We start from the raw sequence: 19174 nt of genomic DNA, 5'->3' as shown, positions 1-19174 counted from the left end.
TCAGGAGGCCAGCATGAGCGAGCAGCAGTCGAACGGCCGCGAGGGCGACCCGATCGCCCGCGACATCGATGAGCGCGAGGCAGACTCGGGTGACATCGTCGCCGGCGAGCAAGTGCTCGACGAGGGGCGCGTCAGCCCCAGCCAAGACGACTTCACCGAGGGCGACGGAGCTCACTCGGGTGCGCACGGCGTCGACGATGACGAGGCGACGAGCGACGATCTTGAGCACGCTGCCGATGAACGACAGGATGCTGGCGCTCCGCCGCCGCAGCCCGAGGCACCCGGCTGAGCCGCTGGCGTTGCGCCGACGGGTAGGCCTGAGAGCAACTCAGGCTTAGACTCTCTCCACACCACCACCACGCGCAACAGGGTGGAGAGAGCGGGGGGATGTGAGCGCACCTGCACCGGGTTGGTACGCCGACGCCGACGACCCTGCCCTGATCCGCTGGTGGGATGGCTCGATGTGGAGCGACCACACGCAGCCGAACCCCGCCTACGTGTCGAGCACGGCCACCGCCGAGCCGCCGCCGTTCGCGGCGCCGATCAGCGCGTCTGCGCCGGTGCCGCCGCCGTTCGCCGAGCCCGCCGCGTCGCCGACCGTGGCGCCGGCCGCGACGCCGACGCCAGCGCCCACGCCGTCGCCCGCGCCCGAGCTGCCGATGGCGGCTGCGCCGTTCGTTCCGCCGATGGCCGACGCGGCTCCCCCGCGGCGCGACGCGCGCGGCAGCTCGTCGCCCTCGTTGCCGATCTCTGAACCGGTGCGGCTCGTGCCGCCCACCTCGGCCGCCCTTCCCGGCGCTGCCCCTCTGCCGTCTGGTGCTGCTGAGTCGGGCTCGTTCGGGGCGGCACCGCTGTCACCCGGGTCGTTCGCGGCCGCGCCGCTCGCCTCGGTGGCACCGGCGCCGCCGTCGGCGAGCACTCCGTGGACGTCGTCGCCGAGCTTCGCGCAGCCTGCGGCTTCGGTCGATCTCGCGAGCGTCGACTACGAGCCGATGGTGCGCTCGTGGGGCGCGGCACGCAGCGGGTCGGCAACCCGCACGGTCACGGGTGTGACGACTGCCGGCGCTTGGATGCTCGCCCTCTCTCCCCTCTTCCAGGTGGGTCTGCTCGGCCTCGGGTGGGTGCTCTCGGGCGGCGGAACCTCAGCCGTGACGAGCCTGGTCGCGGGTGGTCTGGCTCTCGTGGCGGTGCTGTGGGTCGTGCTCGGCGCTGTGGCCGACTACCGACGCCTCGGCGCCCTCGGGCACGAGTACCGCCCCTCGATTCTGTGGATTCTGCTCGGCCCGCTCATGTATCTGGTGGCTCGCGCCATTCACGTCTACCGCACCGCGGGTCGCGGGGTTGCACCGACCTGGGTGTATCTGGTCTTGAGCATCGTGGTCGGTGCGGCGGCCGGCACGCTCGGCGCTCTGCTGCCGCGCGATGCGAGCCTCGCCGAGCTGCGCCAGGTCGAGTCGACGATCACGACTGAACTGCAGCAGCAGGGGGTCGACTACACCGTGCTGTGCCCCGACGAGACGACGGCGGCGGTCGGTGCCTCGTTCGTGTGCACGGCCTACGACGAGGTGGGGCCCGTGGCGCTCGTGCGCGTGACGTGGTCGGGCTTGCCCGGCGTGTTCAGCTTCGCGCTCGAGTCGGGGGCGACTGCGTCGTAGCGCGCCGCCAGCTCACCCCGCGGGTCGCCCCTCGGTGAGCCGGATGAACGCGCTCAACTCGGCCACACCCGCGGGGCTCGAGGGCAGCGAGTCGAGCAGCCCGCGCGAGTGCACGAGGTAGGCGGCCCACTGCGCGCGCGAGATGGCCACGTTGAGCCGGTTGCGGTTGAGCAGAAACTCCATGCCGCGCGGGGCGTCGCGCGAGCTCGATGCGGCGAGCGACACGATCGCGACCGCGGCTTCTTGCCCTTGAAACTTGTCGACCGTGCCGACCCGGGTGCCGTGCAGGCGTGCGGCGTCGAGGTGTGCCCGGATGACCTGCTGCTGCGCGTTGTACGGCGTGACGACGATGACGTCGTCGTCGGCGAACGGCCGAGCACTGCGCCCCGCACCCGGCGTCCACGAGGTGCCGATGAGGCGACGGATGATCGCCACCACTGCTTCTGCCTCGTCGACCGACTCGGTGGCGTTGCCGTGGTGCTCGACGGGCACGGGGTGCAGCCCGGGCGCGACGCCGTCGAGCTCGCGCACCGAGCTGCTCGGGTGCGCGTGCAGCTGGCCTTCATAGCTCAAGTGCGACACGGGTTTGGCGAGGGCGGGGTGCAGTCGGCGCGTCTCGGCCAGAAAGTAGCCGAGCTCTGCCGGCAGCACGTCGTGCCCGGCGGCGAGGTAGCCGAGGGCACTGCCGTCGATCGGTTCGGGGTGGGTACCTTGGCTCACTTGCGGCAGTTGCTGCGGGTCGCCGAGCAGCAGCAGATTCTTCGCCGACACGCTCGCGGCGATGGTGGCGGCGAGTGAGAACTGCCCGGCCTCGTCGATGACGAGCAGGTCGAGGCTGCGGCGGCCGACGCGCTGAGGGTCTGAGAAGTTCCAGGCGGTGCCGCCGATGACGAAGCCTTCGGGGTGGTCGGCGGTGAAGGTGCTGAGGTCGTTGGCGTCGCCGAGCACCGTCCAACGCGCGGTCGCGTAGTCGCTCGGGTCGGCACTCGACTTCGGAGCCTTGCCCACTCGACGCCCGTCGAGCCCCGCTGCGACGACGCCGTCGAGCAGGTGCTCGACGGTGGCGTGGCCTTGCGCGACGACTCCGACCTTCCAGCCGTGGGTCGCGACGAGCTCGGCGATGACGTGCGCGCCGAGGTAGGTCTTGCCCGTGCCGGGTGGGCCCTGCACGGCGAGGTACGAGCGGTCGAGGTCGAGCAGGCTCGCGACGACGGCGGCGACGCGGTCGGGCTCGCCCGCGTCGTCGTGCTCGACGCGAGCGAGTGGCGCACCGCTTCGGGTGCGGGGCGCCACTCGGCGCAGCAGGTCGCCGACGGGTTCGGCGGGCCATTCGGGGTGGGCGTCGACGAGTGCCGCGCCCCACTCTTCGATGGCGGGTTTCTGCTGCCCCGCCGGCGGGGGCGCTGCGGGGGTCAGCGCAACCGGCAGGTCGTTGTAGGGCGAAACGCCGGCGGCGAGCGTCTCGGTGATCACGACGTGGTCGTCGGCGACGACCTCGAGCGTGATGCTGCGCGCCGCGCGCGCGAGCGGGTCGCGGCTGCTCGGCGGCAGGGGCGCGGGCTGCTCATAGACGGCGAAGGGGCCGGGGCGCCCGGTGACGCCGGGGCGTGAGCCGGGGGCCCAGGTTCCGTGCAGGGTGAGCGTGCGGCGCAGCGACCGCTGTTTGCCCGACTTGTTCCAGTCGGTCGACTCGTGCGCAGCATCCGTGTCAACGACGAATACATCGCGCGTGTCTGCCCACTCGTCGAGGGGCGCGATGAGCCGGTCGAAGTGATCCCACCAGAAGGTCTTGTGCTCGCGACGGTGGTAGTCGATGGCCGCGGCGGCGTAGGCGTATGCACGCTGCTCGGGGCTGCGATCGGGTTCGGTTGTGGGCGCGCCGTCTGCGTCGGCAGAGAGCTCGAGCAGCGCCGTGCGCAGCGGAGAATCGGGCACCTCTCGAGGCGCGGGCTCATCGTCGAACAACGCCGGTGGCGGCGACGGATGCTCTGCCGCGAGCCCTCGCAACCACGCAGCCAGGCGCAGCGTGCTCAGGCAGTCGACCTCGTTGTAGTCGGCGATGTCGTTGCGAATCTGCTGCGCGGCGTCGGCGTCGCCCTGCTCGAGCAGTTCGCACGACCGCACGTATTCGGCCACCGAGTCGTCGCCTCGCGCGACCGCGGCGCCGTCGCGCGCCTCGGGCCAGTAGAGGGGCTCGAGGTATTTGATCGAGTAGCTGGGGGTTCCGACGCGCAGCGCTTTGCGCACTACCGGGTAGAGGTCGACGAGCACGCCGCTGCGCAGCCAGTCGTCGACGACGTCTTCGCCGACGCCGTGGCGTGCGGTGAGCGACCGCAGGTGCGTGCGCTCGTAGGCGGCGTAGTGGTAGATGTGCAGGTCGGGGTGCTGCGCGCGGCGGGCTTCGACGTCGGCGAGGAAGGCGAGCAGGGCTTCGCGTTCTTCGGCGAAGCTGTGCGCCCAGTAGGGGGTGAAAACGCCCTCGGCATCGACGAAGCCGAACAGGTAGTCGAGGCCCCACCGCGTCGGGTCGGTCTCGGTGTAGAGCGGGTCGCCTTCGAAGTCGAAGTAGAGGTCGCCGGGGCTCGGGGCGGGCAGCGCGTGCAGCACGGCAGAGTCGCGCACCCGCACGGGCGGGGCGGTGCCCGGCTCGGCGCCTTGTGCTTGGCGCTGCAGTTCGGCCTGCAGGCGCAGGGTGTCGAGGGTGCTGCGCGAGATGCCCGCTTCGGTCGCGGTCTCGGCCGCCGCCCGGTCGTCGTGTGCGGCGAGCTGCTCAAGAGTCTCGATGCCGGCGGAGCCGAGCTTGCTCCACTGCGCGCCGGTGAGGCCGGCCACCCGGCTGACGTCGTCGTGCTGCTCGATCTCGGCGGTGCACCACGCGCACGACCGGCAGTAGGTGACGCTGGGGTCGCGCCAGGCGATCGGCTCGTCGGCGGCGGCGCGCTCGCGCAGCAGGCGGTGCAGGGGGGCGCGGCGGGCGCGCAGCACGGGCGCGATGTCATCGAGGCGGTGGATGCTCAGCTCACGCGTGCCCAGAATCAGGTCGACCTCGGGGTCGATGTCGACGCCGAGCTTCTGCAGCTGCTCGGCGTAGGCGGCGAGCTGCAACAGGGCGGTGACTTTCGCGCGCCGTGCGAGTTTGCTGTCTTGCACGCGGTAGGCGCCGTCGTTCGTGCGCACGAGAAAGTCGGCGTAGCCGACGAAGGCGATCGCCAGCTCGCCGGGTGCCGCCGGGGCGTGGTTGAGGTCGAGGAAGGTGGCTTGCGTGATGACGGCCACGCCGCGGTGCAGGGCCTCGAGTGTCTGCGCGACAAACGGTGCGATCTCGTCGAGCCCGCTGCCGCCGCGGGCGAGTTGCACGACGTCGTCGGGGCCGAACTCGGCGACATAGTCGGCGATGATCGCTTCTTCGTGCGCGGTGCCGAGCTTCGCGGTGCGGTCGAGCATCGCGTCGGGCTCGTCGACGACGGCCGCGACGCGCCCGAGCCGTGCGTCGAGATCGCGGGCGACTCTGAACTCGCACTCTGCGGCGCGCGTGAGGTCGCTCGCCGACGTGACGAGCAGTTGCTCGCCGTTCTCGGTCGTGGTCAGGTACACAGGGGGACTCCTCCGGCCAGGGGTCTGATCAGGGTAGAGGAGAGGTGCGACAGTGAGAGGCGCAACCCCTAGACGCCGGTCGAGTTCAGCGGTTGACTGAACCCTCCAGTCACGCACAACGAAGTGGAGTCACCATGTCTAGCGTCGCCCGCATCACCACGATCACTGCTCGCTCTGAGAAGAGCTTCGAAGACGCCGTGCACGTCGGCATCGACCGCGCCAACAGCACGCTGCGCAACGTCAGCGGAGCCTGGGTGAAAGAGCAGAAGCTGCACATCGAGGGCGGCACAGTTGCTGCCTACCAGGTGACCATGGAGGTCACGTTCGTGCTCGACGACTAGACGATTCGGGGTGCCGTAGCGGGGCATCCGGTGCGGCGCAAGCCCCTGTCGGCACGCGCGCGCCCGGTCTAGCGTCGATCTGCATGAAGCGAGACGTGTGGATCGGAGTCGTGCTGGTGCTGCTGGCGATCGCCCTGCCGGTGGTGGCGAGCAGTGGCATGTCGGGCGTCTTCTGGGCGTTCACGATGGCGCTGCTGCTGCTGTGGTGGGCGACCGTTGCTGCTCGGGTGCGCGAGAGGGCTCAGGCCCACAGCACGGTCAGCCCGGCGAGCGACTGAAACGCTGCGTCGGCTGACACGAGCTCGCAGCCTTCGCTCATGGCCTGCGTCGCCAGCAGCCGGTCGAAGGGGTCGCGGTGGCTCCAGTCGAGAGAGCCTGCGGTCGAAGCGTGTTGAGCGGTGATCGGCATGACGTCGGCACCGAGCCTCGCGCACTGCGAGTCGAAGGCCTGCACGAGAACCGCCGCTTCAGGCAATCTGCCGAGGCGGTGCTTCGTGGCGATCTCGAATGCACTCGCCGCCGACACCACGAGGTGTTCTCGTCGGTCATTGAGCCGAGCGCGCACCGGCGGCGGGATGCGTTCAGGGGCGCCCAGCGCCCAGATCAGCACGTGGGTGTCGAGCAGCAGCGTCACAGCGTCGTCGCTGATGCTGGTGAACCGAGAGCGCCCTCCCAAGCGGCGAGCTCAGATTCGGGCAGCGGCTCGAAGAATGACGCTGGGGTGTCGAGCCCTGGCAGAAACCCCAACTCACGCTCAGTCGGCAGATCATATGCCACGAGTCGGGCGACCGGCAGCCCGCCACGTGCGATGACGATCTCGTCACCCCGCTCGACGCGCGCCACCAGCTCAGACAGCCGTGTCTTCGCCTCGTGCACGTTCACCTGATCCACCATGTGAACTAAGTGTAGTGAACTAACCATCTGGGTGCCTGCCCGGCACGTCGGTTCCGGTGAGCGTGGGCGGGGGCGGTGCGTGTTCGCGCACTCCGCGGGTGTGGCTGATGAGCACCGAGCGCAGGCGCACGCCGGCTCGGTCGGCGGCGGTGGCTGCGGCGAGCATCCATTCGCGATCGAGGCGGCCGGGGTCGGGGCCGCCTCGCCGTTCGAGGCCGATGATGAGCTCGCTGGCCCCCGCGTGCTCAGCGACCGCGTGGACGACGGTGAAGAGCATGTCTGGCGCATCGGCAGGCGCGCGGCGCGGCAGATCGTCGCAGGGCATGGCGAGCCCGCCGAATCCGTGCTCGTCGGGCGGAAAGAACAGCCACAGCTGCCAGCGGATCGCCGGCCCGAGCGCGAGTGCGAGTTGAGCCTCGGGGGTCTGCAGGTCGTCGTCGGTGATCGGGCGGGTGACGGTGGGCTGGTAGGTGCGGAAGGCGCCGGTCATGCGATGCAGTGTGCCGGGTGCGAGTCACTTCTCACAGGAAACTTCTCGAGGGCGCTCTCGACAACCCACTGATGGTGAGTGGGGAGGAGTGCTGGGCTGATCCAGTTCGGTCACGCAGTGGCGTGAAACGAGATCGCAAACCTCAGCGCCCGCGCAACCTTGACGATCGTCGCGACGCTCGAAGTACCGTCAGCGGAGATCGCTTTGTAGAGACCCTCACGGATCATCCTGCTTCGCGGGCATCCATCGCCCGGTCGGCGAGCGCCTGGCCGGCAGCCGTCACCGGCCACCACCAGGCACCTCCACCGGCGCATACACCCGCAACCCCCGCTCTCGCATGCTCACCTCGAGCACGCCGGTGAGCTTCTCGACCGTCGCCTCGCCGTCGCGGGCGTAGCCGGGCTCGCGCGTCTGGTCGCGCAGCGAGATGCGCACCTCCCGCGCGTGAAACTTCTCGAGCGTCGGCCGGCGCGCACGACCACCGTCGCGTCGCGGTCGACCGCCCAGTCGTCGCAACGCGAGCGTCGCACCGCGTCGACGGCCGGCGTGCAGAATGCGCACGTCGAGGGTTGCGTCATCCAACCTGCCCCGCCAGAGCGGGCCCTGCTCACGGGTTCCGTAGTCGTTGACGCCCACGAACACCGACCACACGTGCGCCGCGCGCCCGTCGATGACCACGGTGAACGGCTCAGACTGCTGCAGCACGCGCGGCGCCGCCACGATCGCCCCCCACGCTTTGCCGAAGCGCTTCGCCGCCCGAGAACGCTCGTCGACGAGGCGCGGATACACCCCGAGCGACACCGTGTTGAGCGCCGTCTCGGGCGCCCCTCCCCCGACGCGCACCTCCGCCACGTCGACCACCAGTCCCGATCCTGACGTGACGGATCCAACGGTATCCGACACGGTCGTGAGCCCCGCCGTGCGCGCGAACGCATTGCGTGTGCCCGCCGCGAACACGGCGAGTGGAAGGTCGAGCTCACGCGCCACCTGCGCCACCGCCGACACCGTGCCGTCGCCACCCGCGACGCCGACCGCGAGCACCCCGTGCGCCCACCCGCGACGCCGCACGGCACGCTTCGCCAGCTTCTGCACGTCAGCGTTCGGCGTCGTGCGCACGATGTGCGCGCGGGGCAGCCGTCGACGCAGCTCGCCACTCACGTCTCCCCCGATACCCGCAACCGGGTTCACGATGATGACCAGTCCGCGCCCCTCGTGAAGAGCAGGCAGCGGGATGGCCGGGGCCGCCGGCCCCGGCACACGCCTGCCCGAGCGCGCGGTGCGCGCTACGAGCGTCGACGCGCCCGCCGCCGCGAGCCCGATCGCCACGCCGCCCACCACGTCTGAGGGCCAGTGCGCACCAGTGTGCACGCGCGAGTAGGCGACCGCCGCCGCCACCGGAGCGATCACGGCCCCCGCCACCGGGCGCTCAAGGGCGACCCCCGCAGCGAACGTCGCCGCACTCGCAGAGTGCCCCGACGGAAACGACGGAGACGTCGGCAGCGAACGAATACGCCGGACCACCGGCACGAGCGTGTGGTCGGGGCGCTCCCCGCCGAAGATGCGCTTGCCGACCAGGTTGGCCACCGCGCTCGCGGTCAGCAGGCTCGCGACACCGCGAATCCCCGCCCGCCAGCGCCCGGCTGCCGACAGCGAGAAGGCGATGCCGAACCACAGCAACCCGCGGTCGGCGGCACGCGAGAGCATGCGTAAACCCCGGTCGACTCGCGGGTGAGACTGACCCTCGTTGAGCCGCCTCACGATCGCCCGGTCGGCGCGGTGCACCCAGCCCGGCAGCACCTCGCGCCGTCGTGCCGGAGGGGCGACCAGCGTCGGATCATCCGCGGCATCCGTCACTCGATCGAGACTGCGGCGGGCGCTCCACGGTGCGCGAAAACGAGGCATGCCTCCACGATGCCGGGTGCCGTCGCTCGGCGACAGGGGCTTGCCGCGACGCCTCAGAGTGTGCTCATGCTCGGTTCACGAGCTACTCGCCGACCTGCGGCACGAACCACGGAGGGTAGACGGCGACCTTCGCCGAGACTCCCGCCGACTTCAGCAGCGCACGCACCTCGTCGCGGCGGCGGTCGTTCGCGACCGCCACCAGCGCGACGAGGTCGAGCGACACCGAGCCGGGCACCAGCGCCTCAGCGGCCTGCAGAGCCCAAGGGCTCGCTGCGGCTCGCGCGAGCATCCGGTCACGACCGTCAGCGCCAGAACCCAGCCTCGTCACCTTCGCCGCCGCATCGCCATCAGAGACCACGAGCGAATTCGCGACAGCCGCCACATCGACACCCAAGACCACGAAATCGATCGTGGATGCGGCCCCCGCCGCATCGCTCCACGTCGGGCCCGCGGCACCGTCTTGCACCTCGCCCCACCACGTCGCCAGCGGGCTCAACGAGAACGCCACGCAGTCGAGCACCGACACACCCTCAGACACTGGGGCGCTCGCGCGCAGCTCGTGCGTGATGTCACTCGACAACCGCAGCTCAGGCTCAGCCTGCGACGACGGCAGCAACTCGCCCGCCTCGAGAATGAGCGGCAGATTGCTCACGTGCGTCACGTGAAAGATGCGGTGCGGAAGATTCGGCGGGCGAACCTCAGCCGCCTTGCCCGTGCTGCCCGGCGCCGGGCTGCGCAGACTGCGCGTCGCCACCCGAGGAGTGCGCTTCACCGGCAGCGGCACCGCCGGAGGCGCCGGCGGAAAACAACTCGCGCACATGCCCGGCTCGAAACCGTGGATGCACTCCTCTGAAACCGACCCGGCGACCACGTGACTCCCTCACAGGGGCTTCGCACGACTGCGACCGGCCCCCGCTCACAAGGCTATCGCGCCGCGGCTACACGAACCGCACCGCCGACTGCAGGCGCGTGCGCACCTCGAACAAGTCGGTGCCGCCGACCCCCACCCCGGGCAGACCCGTGCGGATCACATTGACCAGGCGCGAGCGCTGCACGAGCAGCCCCTGGGCTCCGCGCACCGAGCTCAACTCGATGAGCGACTGCGGCGACTGGTCGTCTTCGACCACGATCACGAGCGCCGAGAACTTCACGCGCGCTTGACGCGCCAGCACCCTCGCCCGCGAGCCGAGCAGCGCGAGCGGCTTCTCGCCCGGCGCCAGACCCTCACCGATCACCTCGCCGCGCTTCACCGACACCGGCGCACCCCAGTCTTCACTGAGCACCGCCCACAAGCCGGTCGGCCCCAGCACGACGTGGTCGAGCTTGTCGTCACGCGTGGGGCCGGCGAGCACGTCGTGCCACACCGTGAACCCCATGCCGAGCGTCGCCAGCGCCGCCGCCGAACGTTCTTCGGCGATCGCCGCCGCCAGCAAGTGCCTGATCTGCCGCGGCGCAGACCGCACGAGCGCCGCATCGAAGGGGTCGGGCAGGTCAACCCCCCGACCCACCCACTCGCGCACGTGGTCGAGATACTGCTCGCGAAACCAGCCGCCGGGGTGCCCGTGCGACCTCGCCGGCTGCCGCGCCTGAGAACGTTGGGCGCCCCCACGAGCGCCGCCCGACTGCGACCAGGCGAGTGACGATGAGCCAGCATCCGCCCCCGAATCGTAGGCGTAGCGCGCCGCCGGCGTGCCCACCCGCTGCCAAGCCCGCTGCACGGCGTCGAACTGACTCGCCGAACCGCCCGTGTCGGGGTGCGCCTTGCGCAGCGCCACCCGGTATGCCTTGCGAAGCTCTTCGTCAGACACCGTCGGCGACACCCCCAGCACCTCATAGGGGTTCGCAGCCAGGGGGGAATCAGACATGGTGCGAGAAGCCTACGCTGGGCAGGTGAGCACCGACCTCAGCAGCACGCATCCAGACGCCCAGCCCGCAGCCCGGCCCGACACCCCCGCCGCACCCCGCCCGAAGCAGCAGCCGACACGGCGCGAGCACCACGGCGACCTCGTGCTCGACCCCTATGAGTGGTTGCGCGAGAAAGACAACCCCGAGGTCATCGCGCACCTCACCGCCGAGAACGCCTACGCCGACGCCCGCATGTCGCACCTCGACGGCCTGCGCGACTCGATCGTCGGTGAGATCACGAGCCGCACGCAAGAGACCGACATGGGTATTCCCGTGCGCGAAGGCGACTGGTGGTACTACGGCCGCACCGTCGAAGGGCTGCAGTACGGCATCCAGTGCCGCGTACCCGCGGCGCCCCTCGACCCGGCGAACCCCGACGACCCGGCTGCGTGGGCTCCCCCGCCGCCACTGCCCGACCCGAGCCTGCCGCGCGACGGCGAGCAGGTGGTGTTCGACAGCAACGTCGAAGCGACCGGGCACGACTTCTTCTCACTCGGCACCTTCGACGTCAGTGACGACGGCGAGTGGCTGCTGTTCGGCGTCGACACCGAGGGCGACGAGCGCTACACGCTGCGCATTCGCAACCTCACCACGGGCGAGACGCTGCCCGACACGATCGAGCAGACCAGCGGCGGAGCCTTCTTCGACCCCAGCGGCCAGTTCGTCTTCTACACGACCGTCGACGAGTCGTGGCGCCCCGACACCGTGTGGCGGCACCGCGTCGGCACAGACCCCGCCGACGACGTCGTTGTCTTTCACGAACCCGACGACGGATTCTGGGTGGGCGCCGGCCGCACCCGAAGCCGCGCCTACCTCGTCATCGAAGCATCGAGCAGCATCACGAGCGAAGCCCGCGTGCTCGACGCGTCGACGCCCGAAGGCGAATTCGAGGTGGTGTGGCCCCGCCGCGCCGGAGTCGAATACGACCTCGAGCATGCCCGCATCGACGGCCGCGACCTCTGGCTCATCACTCACAACCACGAGGCACCCGATTTTCAGATCGAGGCGGTGCCGGTGGATGCTCCCCTCTCGCCCCCCGACACCCTCATCGCGCACGAACCGGGCCGCAGAGTCGAAGGGGTCGACGCCTTCTCGCGCTTTCTGGTGCTCGACTACCGGCGCGACGGCCTGCCGGCGACGGCGATCGCGCGGCTGACCGGTGCCCCGCTCGAGTGGAGAGACATCGTCGTTCCGCTCGCCGACAGTGCAGAGCTGATCTCGATCGGAGCCCGCGGCAACCCCGAGTGGACTCAGCCCACGCTCCGCATCGGCTACACGAGTTTCACCGAGCCGTCGACGGTGGCGAGCCTCGATGTCGCCCGGCTCGACGAGGGAGCCGCCGCCGTCACCGTGCTCAAGCAGCAGCCGGTGCTCGGCGGCTACAGCTCGGCCGACTACGCCGAACGACGCGACTGGGCCGTGGCGCCCGACGGCACGCGTGTGCCGATCTCGCTCGTGTGGAAGAAGGGCATGGCGCCGCGGCTCGACGGGGACGACACTGCTGAGCCGAACGCACTGCACTTGTACGGCTACGGCAGCTATGAGGCGTCGATCGACCCCGGCTTCAGCATCCCGCGCCTGTCGCTGCTCGATCGCGGCGTCGTCTTCGCGATCGCGCACGTGCGCGGCGGCGGCGAGCTGGGCCGCGCCTGGTACGAGAACGGCAAGATGCTCAGCAAGACCAACACCTTCACCGATTTCGTCGCCGTCGCGCAGCACCTCGTCGACTCGGGGGTGACGGCACCCGACCGCCTCGTCGCCGAGGGCGGCAGTGCTGGCGGCCTGCTCATGGGTGCCGTCGCGAACCTTGCCCCCGAGCTGTTCGCCGGCATTCTCGCCGACGTGCCCTTCGTCGACCCGCTGACGAGCATTCTCATGCCGGAGCTTCCGCTCACGGTGATCGAGTGGGATGAGTGGGGCGACCCCCTGCACGACCCCGAGGTCTACGCCTACATGAAGGGCTATTCGCCGTATGAGAACGTCGTCGAGCAGCGGTATCCGCGCATTCTGGCGGTGACGAGCCTCAACGACACGCGCGTGCTCTACGTCGAACCGGCGAAGTGGGTGGCGCGACTGCGCGACGTCGGAGCCGACGCCCTGCTGCGCTGCGAGATGGAGGCCGGGCACGGCGGAGTGAGCGGCCGCTACTCGGCGTGGAGGCAACGGGCGATCGAGATCGCGTGGTTGCTCGACGTGCTGGGGCTCGCGTCACAGCGCGACGAGCAGGCCGCTTGAGAGTCGCCGCGTGGGCGACGGCACGCGTCGCGGAGGCGCCGCACGCCGCCCGGCCGTCCCACGCTGCCCGGCGCTCGGCACGTCGCCGTCGGGGCCGGCGAGCGGTCCTTCCCCTGATTCGTTCCCGAATTGTAGGAAGCTGCTTTGCCCGCTCATCGGCGACCTCCTACAGTTCGGGAGTGTCTCCGCACCGCCCATCTCACCCGCCACCGCGGCGACACCACACGAGAGATGCTCGCGAAAAAGTATGCGTGAGCATCGACGACCTTTGCTAGCGTGAGGCAAGTGAGTGCGCCCTCCCCCCTCGGCGAAAAAGCCGCCACCGCCCGCCTGTCGACGCTTCGGCACATCGCCGGAGTCCTCAGCATCATCGCCGCCGCGGTCGTGCTCGGAGCCCTGATCACGCAGATCACCGACCAGATCTCGGTCGGCCGCTTCGAGCCCACGCACTACTTCGCGTTCTTCACAATTCAGACGGCGATGATCAACATCGTCGTGCTGTTCGTCGGCGGCGTCATGGCCCTGCGGCTCGAGCGCGACACTCAGCTCTACACGGCGATCCGCGCGTGCGTCTTCTCGTATGCGCTCGTGACGGCCGTGGTCTACAACCTGCTGCTGCGTGACGTGCCGAATGCCGACGGCTACGTCGGGCCGATGTGGCCGAACGAGTCGCTGCACGTGTGGATTCCGATCTACATCGCCGTCGACTGGCTGCTGACCCCGGGCCGCGTGCGCATCGGCTGGTCGACGCTGCTGCTCGCGGCGAGCTTTCCGCTCACCTGGGTGGCGATCACGCTGACGCGGGGCCACCTGACGGGCTGGTACCCCTACCCCTTCCTCGAGCCAGACGGCCCCAACGGCGTCATGGGCATCGTCATCTACGTCGTGGGGATCGCCGCTCTCATCATCAGCCTCGCCGCACTCGCCGTGATCATCAATCGCGCGCACACACGAGGCGTGCGGGGTGTGGGTCACGGCCGTCGCAACACGGGCGAGATCGCGGTGGTGCGCTCAGACTTGCGCTGATCTGAATGAATGTCAGTGGTGTGCGGTGCAGTGAGAACATGACCGACACCGCCCCTGGGCCGGGAGTGGCGCGGTGCCCGCACTGCGGAACCGACGGCGCGCTCCCGATACATTACGGCTACCCCGAGCCGCACCACATTCGCGCTGCGCTGCGCGGCGAGATCGCCTTGGGCGGTGTCGTTCACGACGTCGACCCGCCGAGCCTGGAGTGCCGCAACGACGAGTGCGGGTATACGTTCAGCGCATGACTCTCGCGCAGCACCTGCTTCTCGTCGTGCACTCCGGTGCCGAGACGACACCGCACCTCGTCGAGGCCGATGCCGGGCTTCCGCAGCTCGCGGTCATGGATGTCGCGGCGACGCGCGGTGACGGCATCTTCGAGACCCTGAGCGTCGCCTCGGGGCACCCGCAAGCCCTCGAAGCGCACCTGAGCAGGTTCGAGCGCTCCGCGCGCATGCTCGATCTGCCCGCTCCCGATCGAGGAGTGTGGCGCGACGCGATTCTCGCGGTGGCCGAACGGCTGGCCGAGTACGAGGAGTCGTGGATCAAGACGGTGCTGTCGCGCGGCATCGAGGGGCAGCCGCTGCCGACCGGGTGGGTGTACGGCACCGTGTCGCCCGACTTCAGGCGCGAGCGCACTGAAGGCCTCGGTGTGGTGCTGCTCGATCGCGGTTACCGCAGCGACGTAGCGCAGTCAAGCCCCTGGCTGCTTGCAGGCGCCAAAACGCTCTCCTACGCGGTCAATCGGGCGGCGGTGCGCGAGGCGCAGCGGCGCGGGGCCGACGATGTGATCTTCGTCTCGACCGACGGTCTCGTGCTCGAAGGCCCGACGTCGACGGTGCTCGCCAAGCGAGGTGAACGGCTGTCGACTCCGCCGAGCGAGTTCGGCATTCTGCCCGGAACCACGCAAGATGACCTGTTTCATGCGGCATCCGACTGGGGTCTCGAGGCGATCGTCGAGCCGCTCACGCCCGACGATCTGCGCGGCGCCGATGCCGTGTGGCTCGTCTCGAGCGTGCGGCACGCCGCGCCGGTGCGCGCCATCGATGGTGCGGCGATGACGGTGGATGCTGCGCTCACGGCGACGATGAACGGGTTTCTGCGGTCTCGTCGGTCTTGAGTGAACGCTCATCGGCCGTGTGTATGGTCGAAGAATGCACAGCACGCTGGAGTGCCTCACCGACTGGATGTCGCGCCAGAGGTGGTACGCGGGCAAGGGCCGCGTGCCGCACCTGGTGCAGGTGAGCCGCGTCGAGTGGCAGTGCGACGACGACGACGCCCGCATCGCAGTGATGCTGGTGCGCGACACGGCGAGCAATCCGCCGTCGCTGTATCACGTGCCGGTGGTGCTGCGGTCGACGATCCCCCGCGGTTCGGGCCGAACGTTCATCGGGCGTGACGAGCACGGCGACTACTTGTTCGACGCCGCCCACGATGAGGCGTACACGCGCGAGATTCTCTCTCGACTGGGGTTGCAGCGCTCAGATCTGTGGTCTCGAGTGCACACGGGCGAGCAGTCGAACACCTCGATCATCTTCGACGAGGGTGATGAGGCTCCCCTCGTGGTGAAGCTGTTCCGTCTCGTGCACGCGGGCGAGAACCCCGATGTGGTGCTGCAGTCGGCGCTGACGGCGGCCGGCAATCGTTCTGTGCCCCGCATGCTCGGCTCGCTGTCGACCACCTGGGTCGACCCGCACGGCTCGCACACGCACTCCGACGAGCCGGCGAGCGGGCACATCGCTTTCGCGCAAGAGTTCATCACGGCGGTGCGCGACGGGTGGCCCCTGGCTCTCGAGGCCGCGGCGGCGGGTTCTTCGTTCGCGGCCGATGCCGAGCGGCTCGGTGTCGTCACCGCAGAGGTGCACACGGCTCTGCAGCAATGCATGCCGTCGCGCGAGGCGACGCTCGGCGACATCGTGGGCTTCGTCGCCGGATGGCATCAGCGCCTCGCGGTGGCGATGTCTGATGTGCCGCAGCTGCGCGAGCTGCGGCCTGAGATCGAGGCCGTGTACGACGCGGCTCGCGAGGCGCCGTGGCCGGCGCTGCAGCGCATTCACGGCGACTACCACTTGGGGCAGGTGCTGCGACGCGCGAGCGGAGAGTGGTTGCTCGTCGACTTCGAGGGTGAGCCTCTTCGCCCCCTTGATGAGCGCACGCGCGTCGATTCTCCGCTGCGCGACGTGGCCGGAATGCTGCGCTCATTCGACTACGTCGTCGGATCCCTGCGCAACACCACCCCGGCCGCCGCCGCCCCCGCCTCTCAAGCCGAAGAAGACGCTCGTGCCGAGTGGGCGCACGATGCCCGCGCGGCTTTTCTCGACGGATACATCAGCGCGAGCGGCATCGACCTTCGTGAGCATCGCGCTCTGCTCGACGCCTTCGAGCTCGACAAGGCCGTCTATGAGGCGATGTACGAGGCGCGCAACCGACCCACCTGGTTGCCGATTCCGCTCGCCGCGGTCGCCTACCTCGTCTCGCCCGAGCGCGCCGCGAAGCGCTGAGCGAGTCTGCGTCAGGGGCTGCTATCGCCGGGCTTTCGCCGTGGCGAAGTAGCTCACGCACTGGCCTTGATTCGTGAACACCGGGTGCGTGCTCGTCGACCAGCCGCCCTTCATGCACTGCGCTTTCGCCGTCAGCACGACGGGATCAGGATCGTCGACGTCTGGGTCTTGCGGCAGCCCGAGCACGAAGGGCGAGAACGAGTCGGTCTCGCCGCACACGAGGCCGGGCGACCTCGAGGTCGTGATCACCACCCATGCGCCGTCCGTGAAGTGGTACAGCTCGATGGCGTTCTGCTCGACCGCACTGAGGCCGGTCGGATCGTATGACAGGCAGACCGTCACGCTGCCCACGAACTGCGCGGTCGTCTGCAAGTCGTAGTACACGGCGTTGGCGCCGCCGAGCAGCGTGAACGACGTCGGCGAGGGGCCAGTGGTCGACGTGGTCACAGTGGTGACGCCCCCTTCGGTCACTTCGTCGAACGTGAAGGTGACCGGGGTCGAACCGAACTGGTCGAGCGGAGCGACGGTGACGGAGGTGCCTGGCTCGGTGCTGCCGCGGGGCGGGCCATGCTCGATCGTCACCACTGCCTCGAGACTGCCGGGGTCTTCACCACCCGCCGTGAATGCGGGCCCTGCGGGCCACAGCCCGAGGGATGCATCGCCGATGAACACGAAGTATGTGCCCTCGACGAGCCCGTCGGGCAGCAGCACTGCGCCCGAGACCGCGTCGGAAGCCGCCGGCAGTGTTCCCAGCAGCTCGAGCTTGTCGGTGAGCGAGGGCTCGTCGACGAGCACCGTCGCGATGCCCTCGACTCCACGGGCGAGGGCCGCACCCACCCAGTCGTCGTCGCCGACATCATCGGTGCTGCCGATCCATACCTCGGCATCGCTCAGGGGCCACCCGTCACCCAGCTCGGCCTGCACCCAGACCGACTCGCCGGCTCGTGCGACCTCAGGTGTGACGATGACCGGGTGACCGACTTGCACCCGCAGGAACGACTCTTCATCGTCGGTGATCAGGTCGAACGGCAGGTAGCGACCCGCGACGACGAACTCGCCGATCAGTTCGGGCTGCCTATCGATGGAGCGGAAGAACGAGTAGGTCATGCCCGACCACCCGGGCAGAAAGCTCTCGCGATACGACTGACCAGGCTCGAGCACGATCTGCCCCTGCTGCACGAAGGGCCCCCACTGCTCTTCCCAGAAGTACTCAGTCACCCCCTGCACGCGAAGGTCGGCACCGAACCCCACGTGCTGAGTCTCACCGGTGAGGTTGGTGATGTCGACCGCGTACAACGCGACGGCAGGATCGTCAGCGGTCACCACGAGGTCGAAGTCGTCGGTGCTGCCATCCCAGATGACGACCGTGTCGGCGTGGGCGGGAGCCGCAATTGAGGCGACGAGCACCCCGATGCCGACGGCGGCCAGAATCGTCTGCCACCGCGAGGCAGACGTGCGTGAACTGATGGACATCGGGTACTCCCTCGGGTAAGCAGGAACCGCGCATGATGCCCGAACAGGCTCGAGTAGCCGACTGTTCGTGTTGATGGTGAACTGTACTCGCAGATGACGAGCAGCACCAGACTTGGTCTGGCTCACGCCGCGGCGCGCTGCTGCTTGGCCCCGCGCCGACTCGCCGCGCCCTGCCCGACCGGCCCCGCCGCGCCGCGCCGCGCCGCCGGGAGTGTGCTCCCTCCAGAAACGTTCCCGAACTGTAGAAACCTCGCGCCACCTCAGCGAGTCAACCTCCTACAGTTCGGGAGTCTGCAGACCTGTAGGAACGTGGCGGCCTGTGAGGGCGCACAAGTCCTACAGTTCGGGAGTCTGGCGAAAGAAGAACTCCCCTGCTCCGAAGACGGTTGGCGCGGGCGGAGCGGGCGGGCTACGCAGGCGGGCGACACGGGCGGGCGGAGCGGGCGGAGCGAGCGGGCGCAGCGGGCGGAGCGAGCGGGCGCAGCGGGCGGAGCGGACGGGCGACTCCTCCCCAGGGGGTGTGAAGCCGTGCGCGCGGCATGGTGCGGCGACAGGGAAGCCCGCGCGACGACGCGCTCGTCGAGAGTGTGGTGATGCGACGAGAAGTGAGCGAGCGACGCGCGAAGAGGCGTCCGACGAACAGCTATTCGGGTGCGCCGCGGGGTACCGGCTTTCTTCCGAACTCCGTGCTGCGGCTGCTGCACCGGCACGGCGGCATCGTCTCGACTTCAGAACTGCGCTCAGTGCACGTCGACCAGACCCACCTCGAACTGCTGCGCTACTACGGCTCGCTGCAAGCAGTGCGGCAGGGCTGGCACTGCCACCCGTCACTGCCCGACGTGAACCGCCTCGCCTGGAGGTTCGGCGGACCACTCGCCTGCGTCAGCGCCCTCGCGTACTACGACGCCCTCGACAGCGGCCGCGAACCCACCACGCTGACCCTCGGCGACCTCAGCGACGACGGGCGACTGCACGTGTGCGTCGTGAGCAACCAGCCGCGCATCCCCGGCACAGCACTACTGGCACGCCGATGGTCGATCTCAGAGCCACGAGAGCCCAGCATCCACTGGAGCACCGCCGCGTATCGCAGCGGTGACCGTCTGGCGGTCGCCCGCCACGTCGCGCTGCTGCAAGCAGATCGCTGCGACGACACCTGAC

Annotated in this window: 18 protein-coding genes; 10 read left to right on the top strand and 8 right to left on the bottom strand. The window is 69.7% G+C overall.

Annotated elements, in window-relative coordinates; all coding sequences use genetic code 11:
- The first annotated feature begins 13 nt into the window (after positions 1-13).
- Both KIT89_RS02055 and KIT89_RS02050 read left to right on the top strand, forming a co-directional pair.
- Entirely contained in the window at positions 14-289 is a 276-nt protein-coding gene (locus tag KIT89_RS02055) for a hypothetical protein (RefSeq protein WP_297602826.1), read from the top strand.
- A 100-nt stretch (positions 290-389) separates the two neighbouring features.
- Entirely contained in the window at positions 390-1655 is a 1266-nt protein-coding gene (locus tag KIT89_RS02050) for a DUF2510 domain-containing protein (protein ID WP_297602825.1), read from the top strand.
- Positions 1656-1667: 12 nt separating this feature from the next.
- On the opposite strand, the gene KIT89_RS02045 is transcribed toward KIT89_RS02050, so the two are convergent.
- On the bottom strand, positions 1668-5249 hold the full coding sequence (locus tag KIT89_RS02045) for a bifunctional RecB family nuclease/DEAD/DEAH box helicase (RefSeq protein ID WP_297602824.1): 3582 nt from the start codon (positions 5247-5249) through the stop codon (positions 1668-1670).
- 134 nt (positions 5250-5383) lie between these two features.
- On the opposite strand from KIT89_RS02045, the gene KIT89_RS02040 reads away from it, so the two are divergent.
- Together KIT89_RS02040 and KIT89_RS02035 are read left to right on the top strand one after the other, a co-directional pair.
- On the top strand, positions 5384-5590 hold the full coding sequence (locus KIT89_RS02040; RefSeq protein WP_297602823.1) for a dodecin family protein: 207 nt from the start codon (positions 5384-5386) through the stop codon (positions 5588-5590).
- An 83-nt stretch (positions 5591-5673) separates the two neighbouring features.
- Positions 5674-5868 (top strand): hypothetical protein, encoded by a 195-nt coding sequence (locus KIT89_RS02035; protein ID WP_297602822.1) that lies wholly within the window; start codon positions 5674-5676, stop codon positions 5866-5868.
- On the opposite strand, the gene KIT89_RS02030 is transcribed toward KIT89_RS02035, so the two are convergent.
- The 6 genes from KIT89_RS02030 to KIT89_RS02005 form a co-directional block, all read right to left on the bottom strand.
- A complete protein-coding gene (locus KIT89_RS02030) occupies positions 5832-6224 on the bottom strand; it encodes a type II toxin-antitoxin system VapC family toxin (protein WP_297602820.1) in 393 nt (130 codons plus the stop codon). The two genes, KIT89_RS02035 and KIT89_RS02030, sit on opposite strands and share 37 nt — an antisense overlap.
- Complete coding sequence (locus KIT89_RS02025) at positions 6221-6484, bottom strand: type II toxin-antitoxin system Phd/YefM family antitoxin (protein ID WP_297602819.1); 264 nt, start codon at positions 6482-6484, stop codon at positions 6221-6223. Before KIT89_RS02025 ends, KIT89_RS02030 begins: the two co-directional genes overlap by 4 nt.
- Before the next feature lie 19 nt (positions 6485-6503).
- The gene (locus KIT89_RS02020; RefSeq protein ID WP_297602818.1) at positions 6504-6974 is read right to left on the bottom strand and encodes a hypothetical protein; all 471 of its coding nucleotides are present in this window, start codon (positions 6972-6974) and stop codon (positions 6504-6506) included.
- A 279-nt stretch (positions 6975-7253) separates the two neighbouring features.
- Complete coding sequence (locus KIT89_RS02015; protein WP_297602817.1) at positions 7254-8876, bottom strand: phosphatase PAP2 family protein; 1623 nt, start codon at positions 8874-8876, stop codon at positions 7254-7256.
- A gap of 82 nt (positions 8877-8958) precedes the next feature.
- On the bottom strand, positions 8959-9696 hold the full coding sequence (locus KIT89_RS02010) for a DarT ssDNA thymidine ADP-ribosyltransferase family protein (protein WP_297602816.1): 738 nt from the start codon (positions 9694-9696) through the stop codon (positions 8959-8961).
- 118 nt (positions 9697-9814) lie between these two features.
- The gene (locus KIT89_RS02005; protein WP_297602815.1) at positions 9815-10741 is read right to left on the bottom strand and encodes a DnaJ domain-containing protein; all 927 of its coding nucleotides are present in this window, start codon (positions 10739-10741) and stop codon (positions 9815-9817) included.
- A gap of 25 nt (positions 10742-10766) precedes the next feature.
- Here KIT89_RS02005 and KIT89_RS02000 point away from each other — a divergent pair, with 25 nt between their 5' ends.
- From KIT89_RS02000 to KIT89_RS01980, 5 genes are all read left to right on the top strand, one after another.
- The gene (locus KIT89_RS02000; protein ID WP_297602813.1) at positions 10767-13016 is read left to right on the top strand and encodes a S9 family peptidase; all 2250 of its coding nucleotides are present in this window, start codon (positions 10767-10769) and stop codon (positions 13014-13016) included.
- Positions 13017-13301: 285 nt separating this feature from the next.
- Positions 13302-14042 carry a Pr6Pr family membrane protein gene (locus tag KIT89_RS01995; protein ID WP_297602812.1) on the top strand — a complete coding sequence of 247 codons (741 nt, stop codon included), beginning with the start codon at positions 13302-13304 and terminating at the stop codon, positions 14040-14042.
- A gap of 38 nt (positions 14043-14080) precedes the next feature.
- Positions 14081-14290, top strand: coding sequence for a hypothetical protein (locus KIT89_RS01990; protein WP_297602811.1), 210 nt, complete (start codon positions 14081-14083; stop codon positions 14288-14290).
- Positions 14287-15162 (top strand): aminodeoxychorismate lyase, encoded by an 876-nt coding sequence (locus KIT89_RS01985; RefSeq protein ID WP_297602810.1) that lies wholly within the window; start codon positions 14287-14289, stop codon positions 15160-15162. The genes KIT89_RS01990 and KIT89_RS01985 overlap by 4 nt, the downstream gene beginning before the upstream one ends.
- Before the next feature lie 34 nt (positions 15163-15196).
- The gene (locus KIT89_RS01980; protein WP_297602809.1) at positions 15197-16543 is read left to right on the top strand and encodes an aminoglycoside phosphotransferase; all 1347 of its coding nucleotides are present in this window, start codon (positions 15197-15199) and stop codon (positions 16541-16543) included.
- Positions 16544-16564: 21 nt separating this feature from the next.
- Here KIT89_RS01980 and KIT89_RS01975 read toward each other — a convergent pair whose 3' ends face one another.
- The gene (locus KIT89_RS01975) at positions 16565-18016 is read right to left on the bottom strand and encodes a hypothetical protein (RefSeq protein WP_297602808.1); all 1452 of its coding nucleotides are present in this window, start codon (positions 18014-18016) and stop codon (positions 16565-16567) included.
- Between the two features lie 593 nt (positions 18017-18609).
- Between KIT89_RS01975 and KIT89_RS01970 the strand changes: the two genes are divergently transcribed.
- Positions 18610-19173, top strand: coding sequence for a hypothetical protein (locus tag KIT89_RS01970; protein ID WP_297602807.1), 564 nt, complete (start codon positions 18610-18612; stop codon positions 19171-19173).
- The last annotated feature ends 1 nt before the right edge of the window (position 19174 follow it).

It is taken from the genome of Microcella sp. (assembly GCF_025808395.1).
GTDB lineage: Bacteria > Actinomycetota > Actinomycetes > Actinomycetales > Microbacteriaceae > Microcella.
This window is presented reverse-complemented; position numbering and strand designations above follow the sequence as displayed.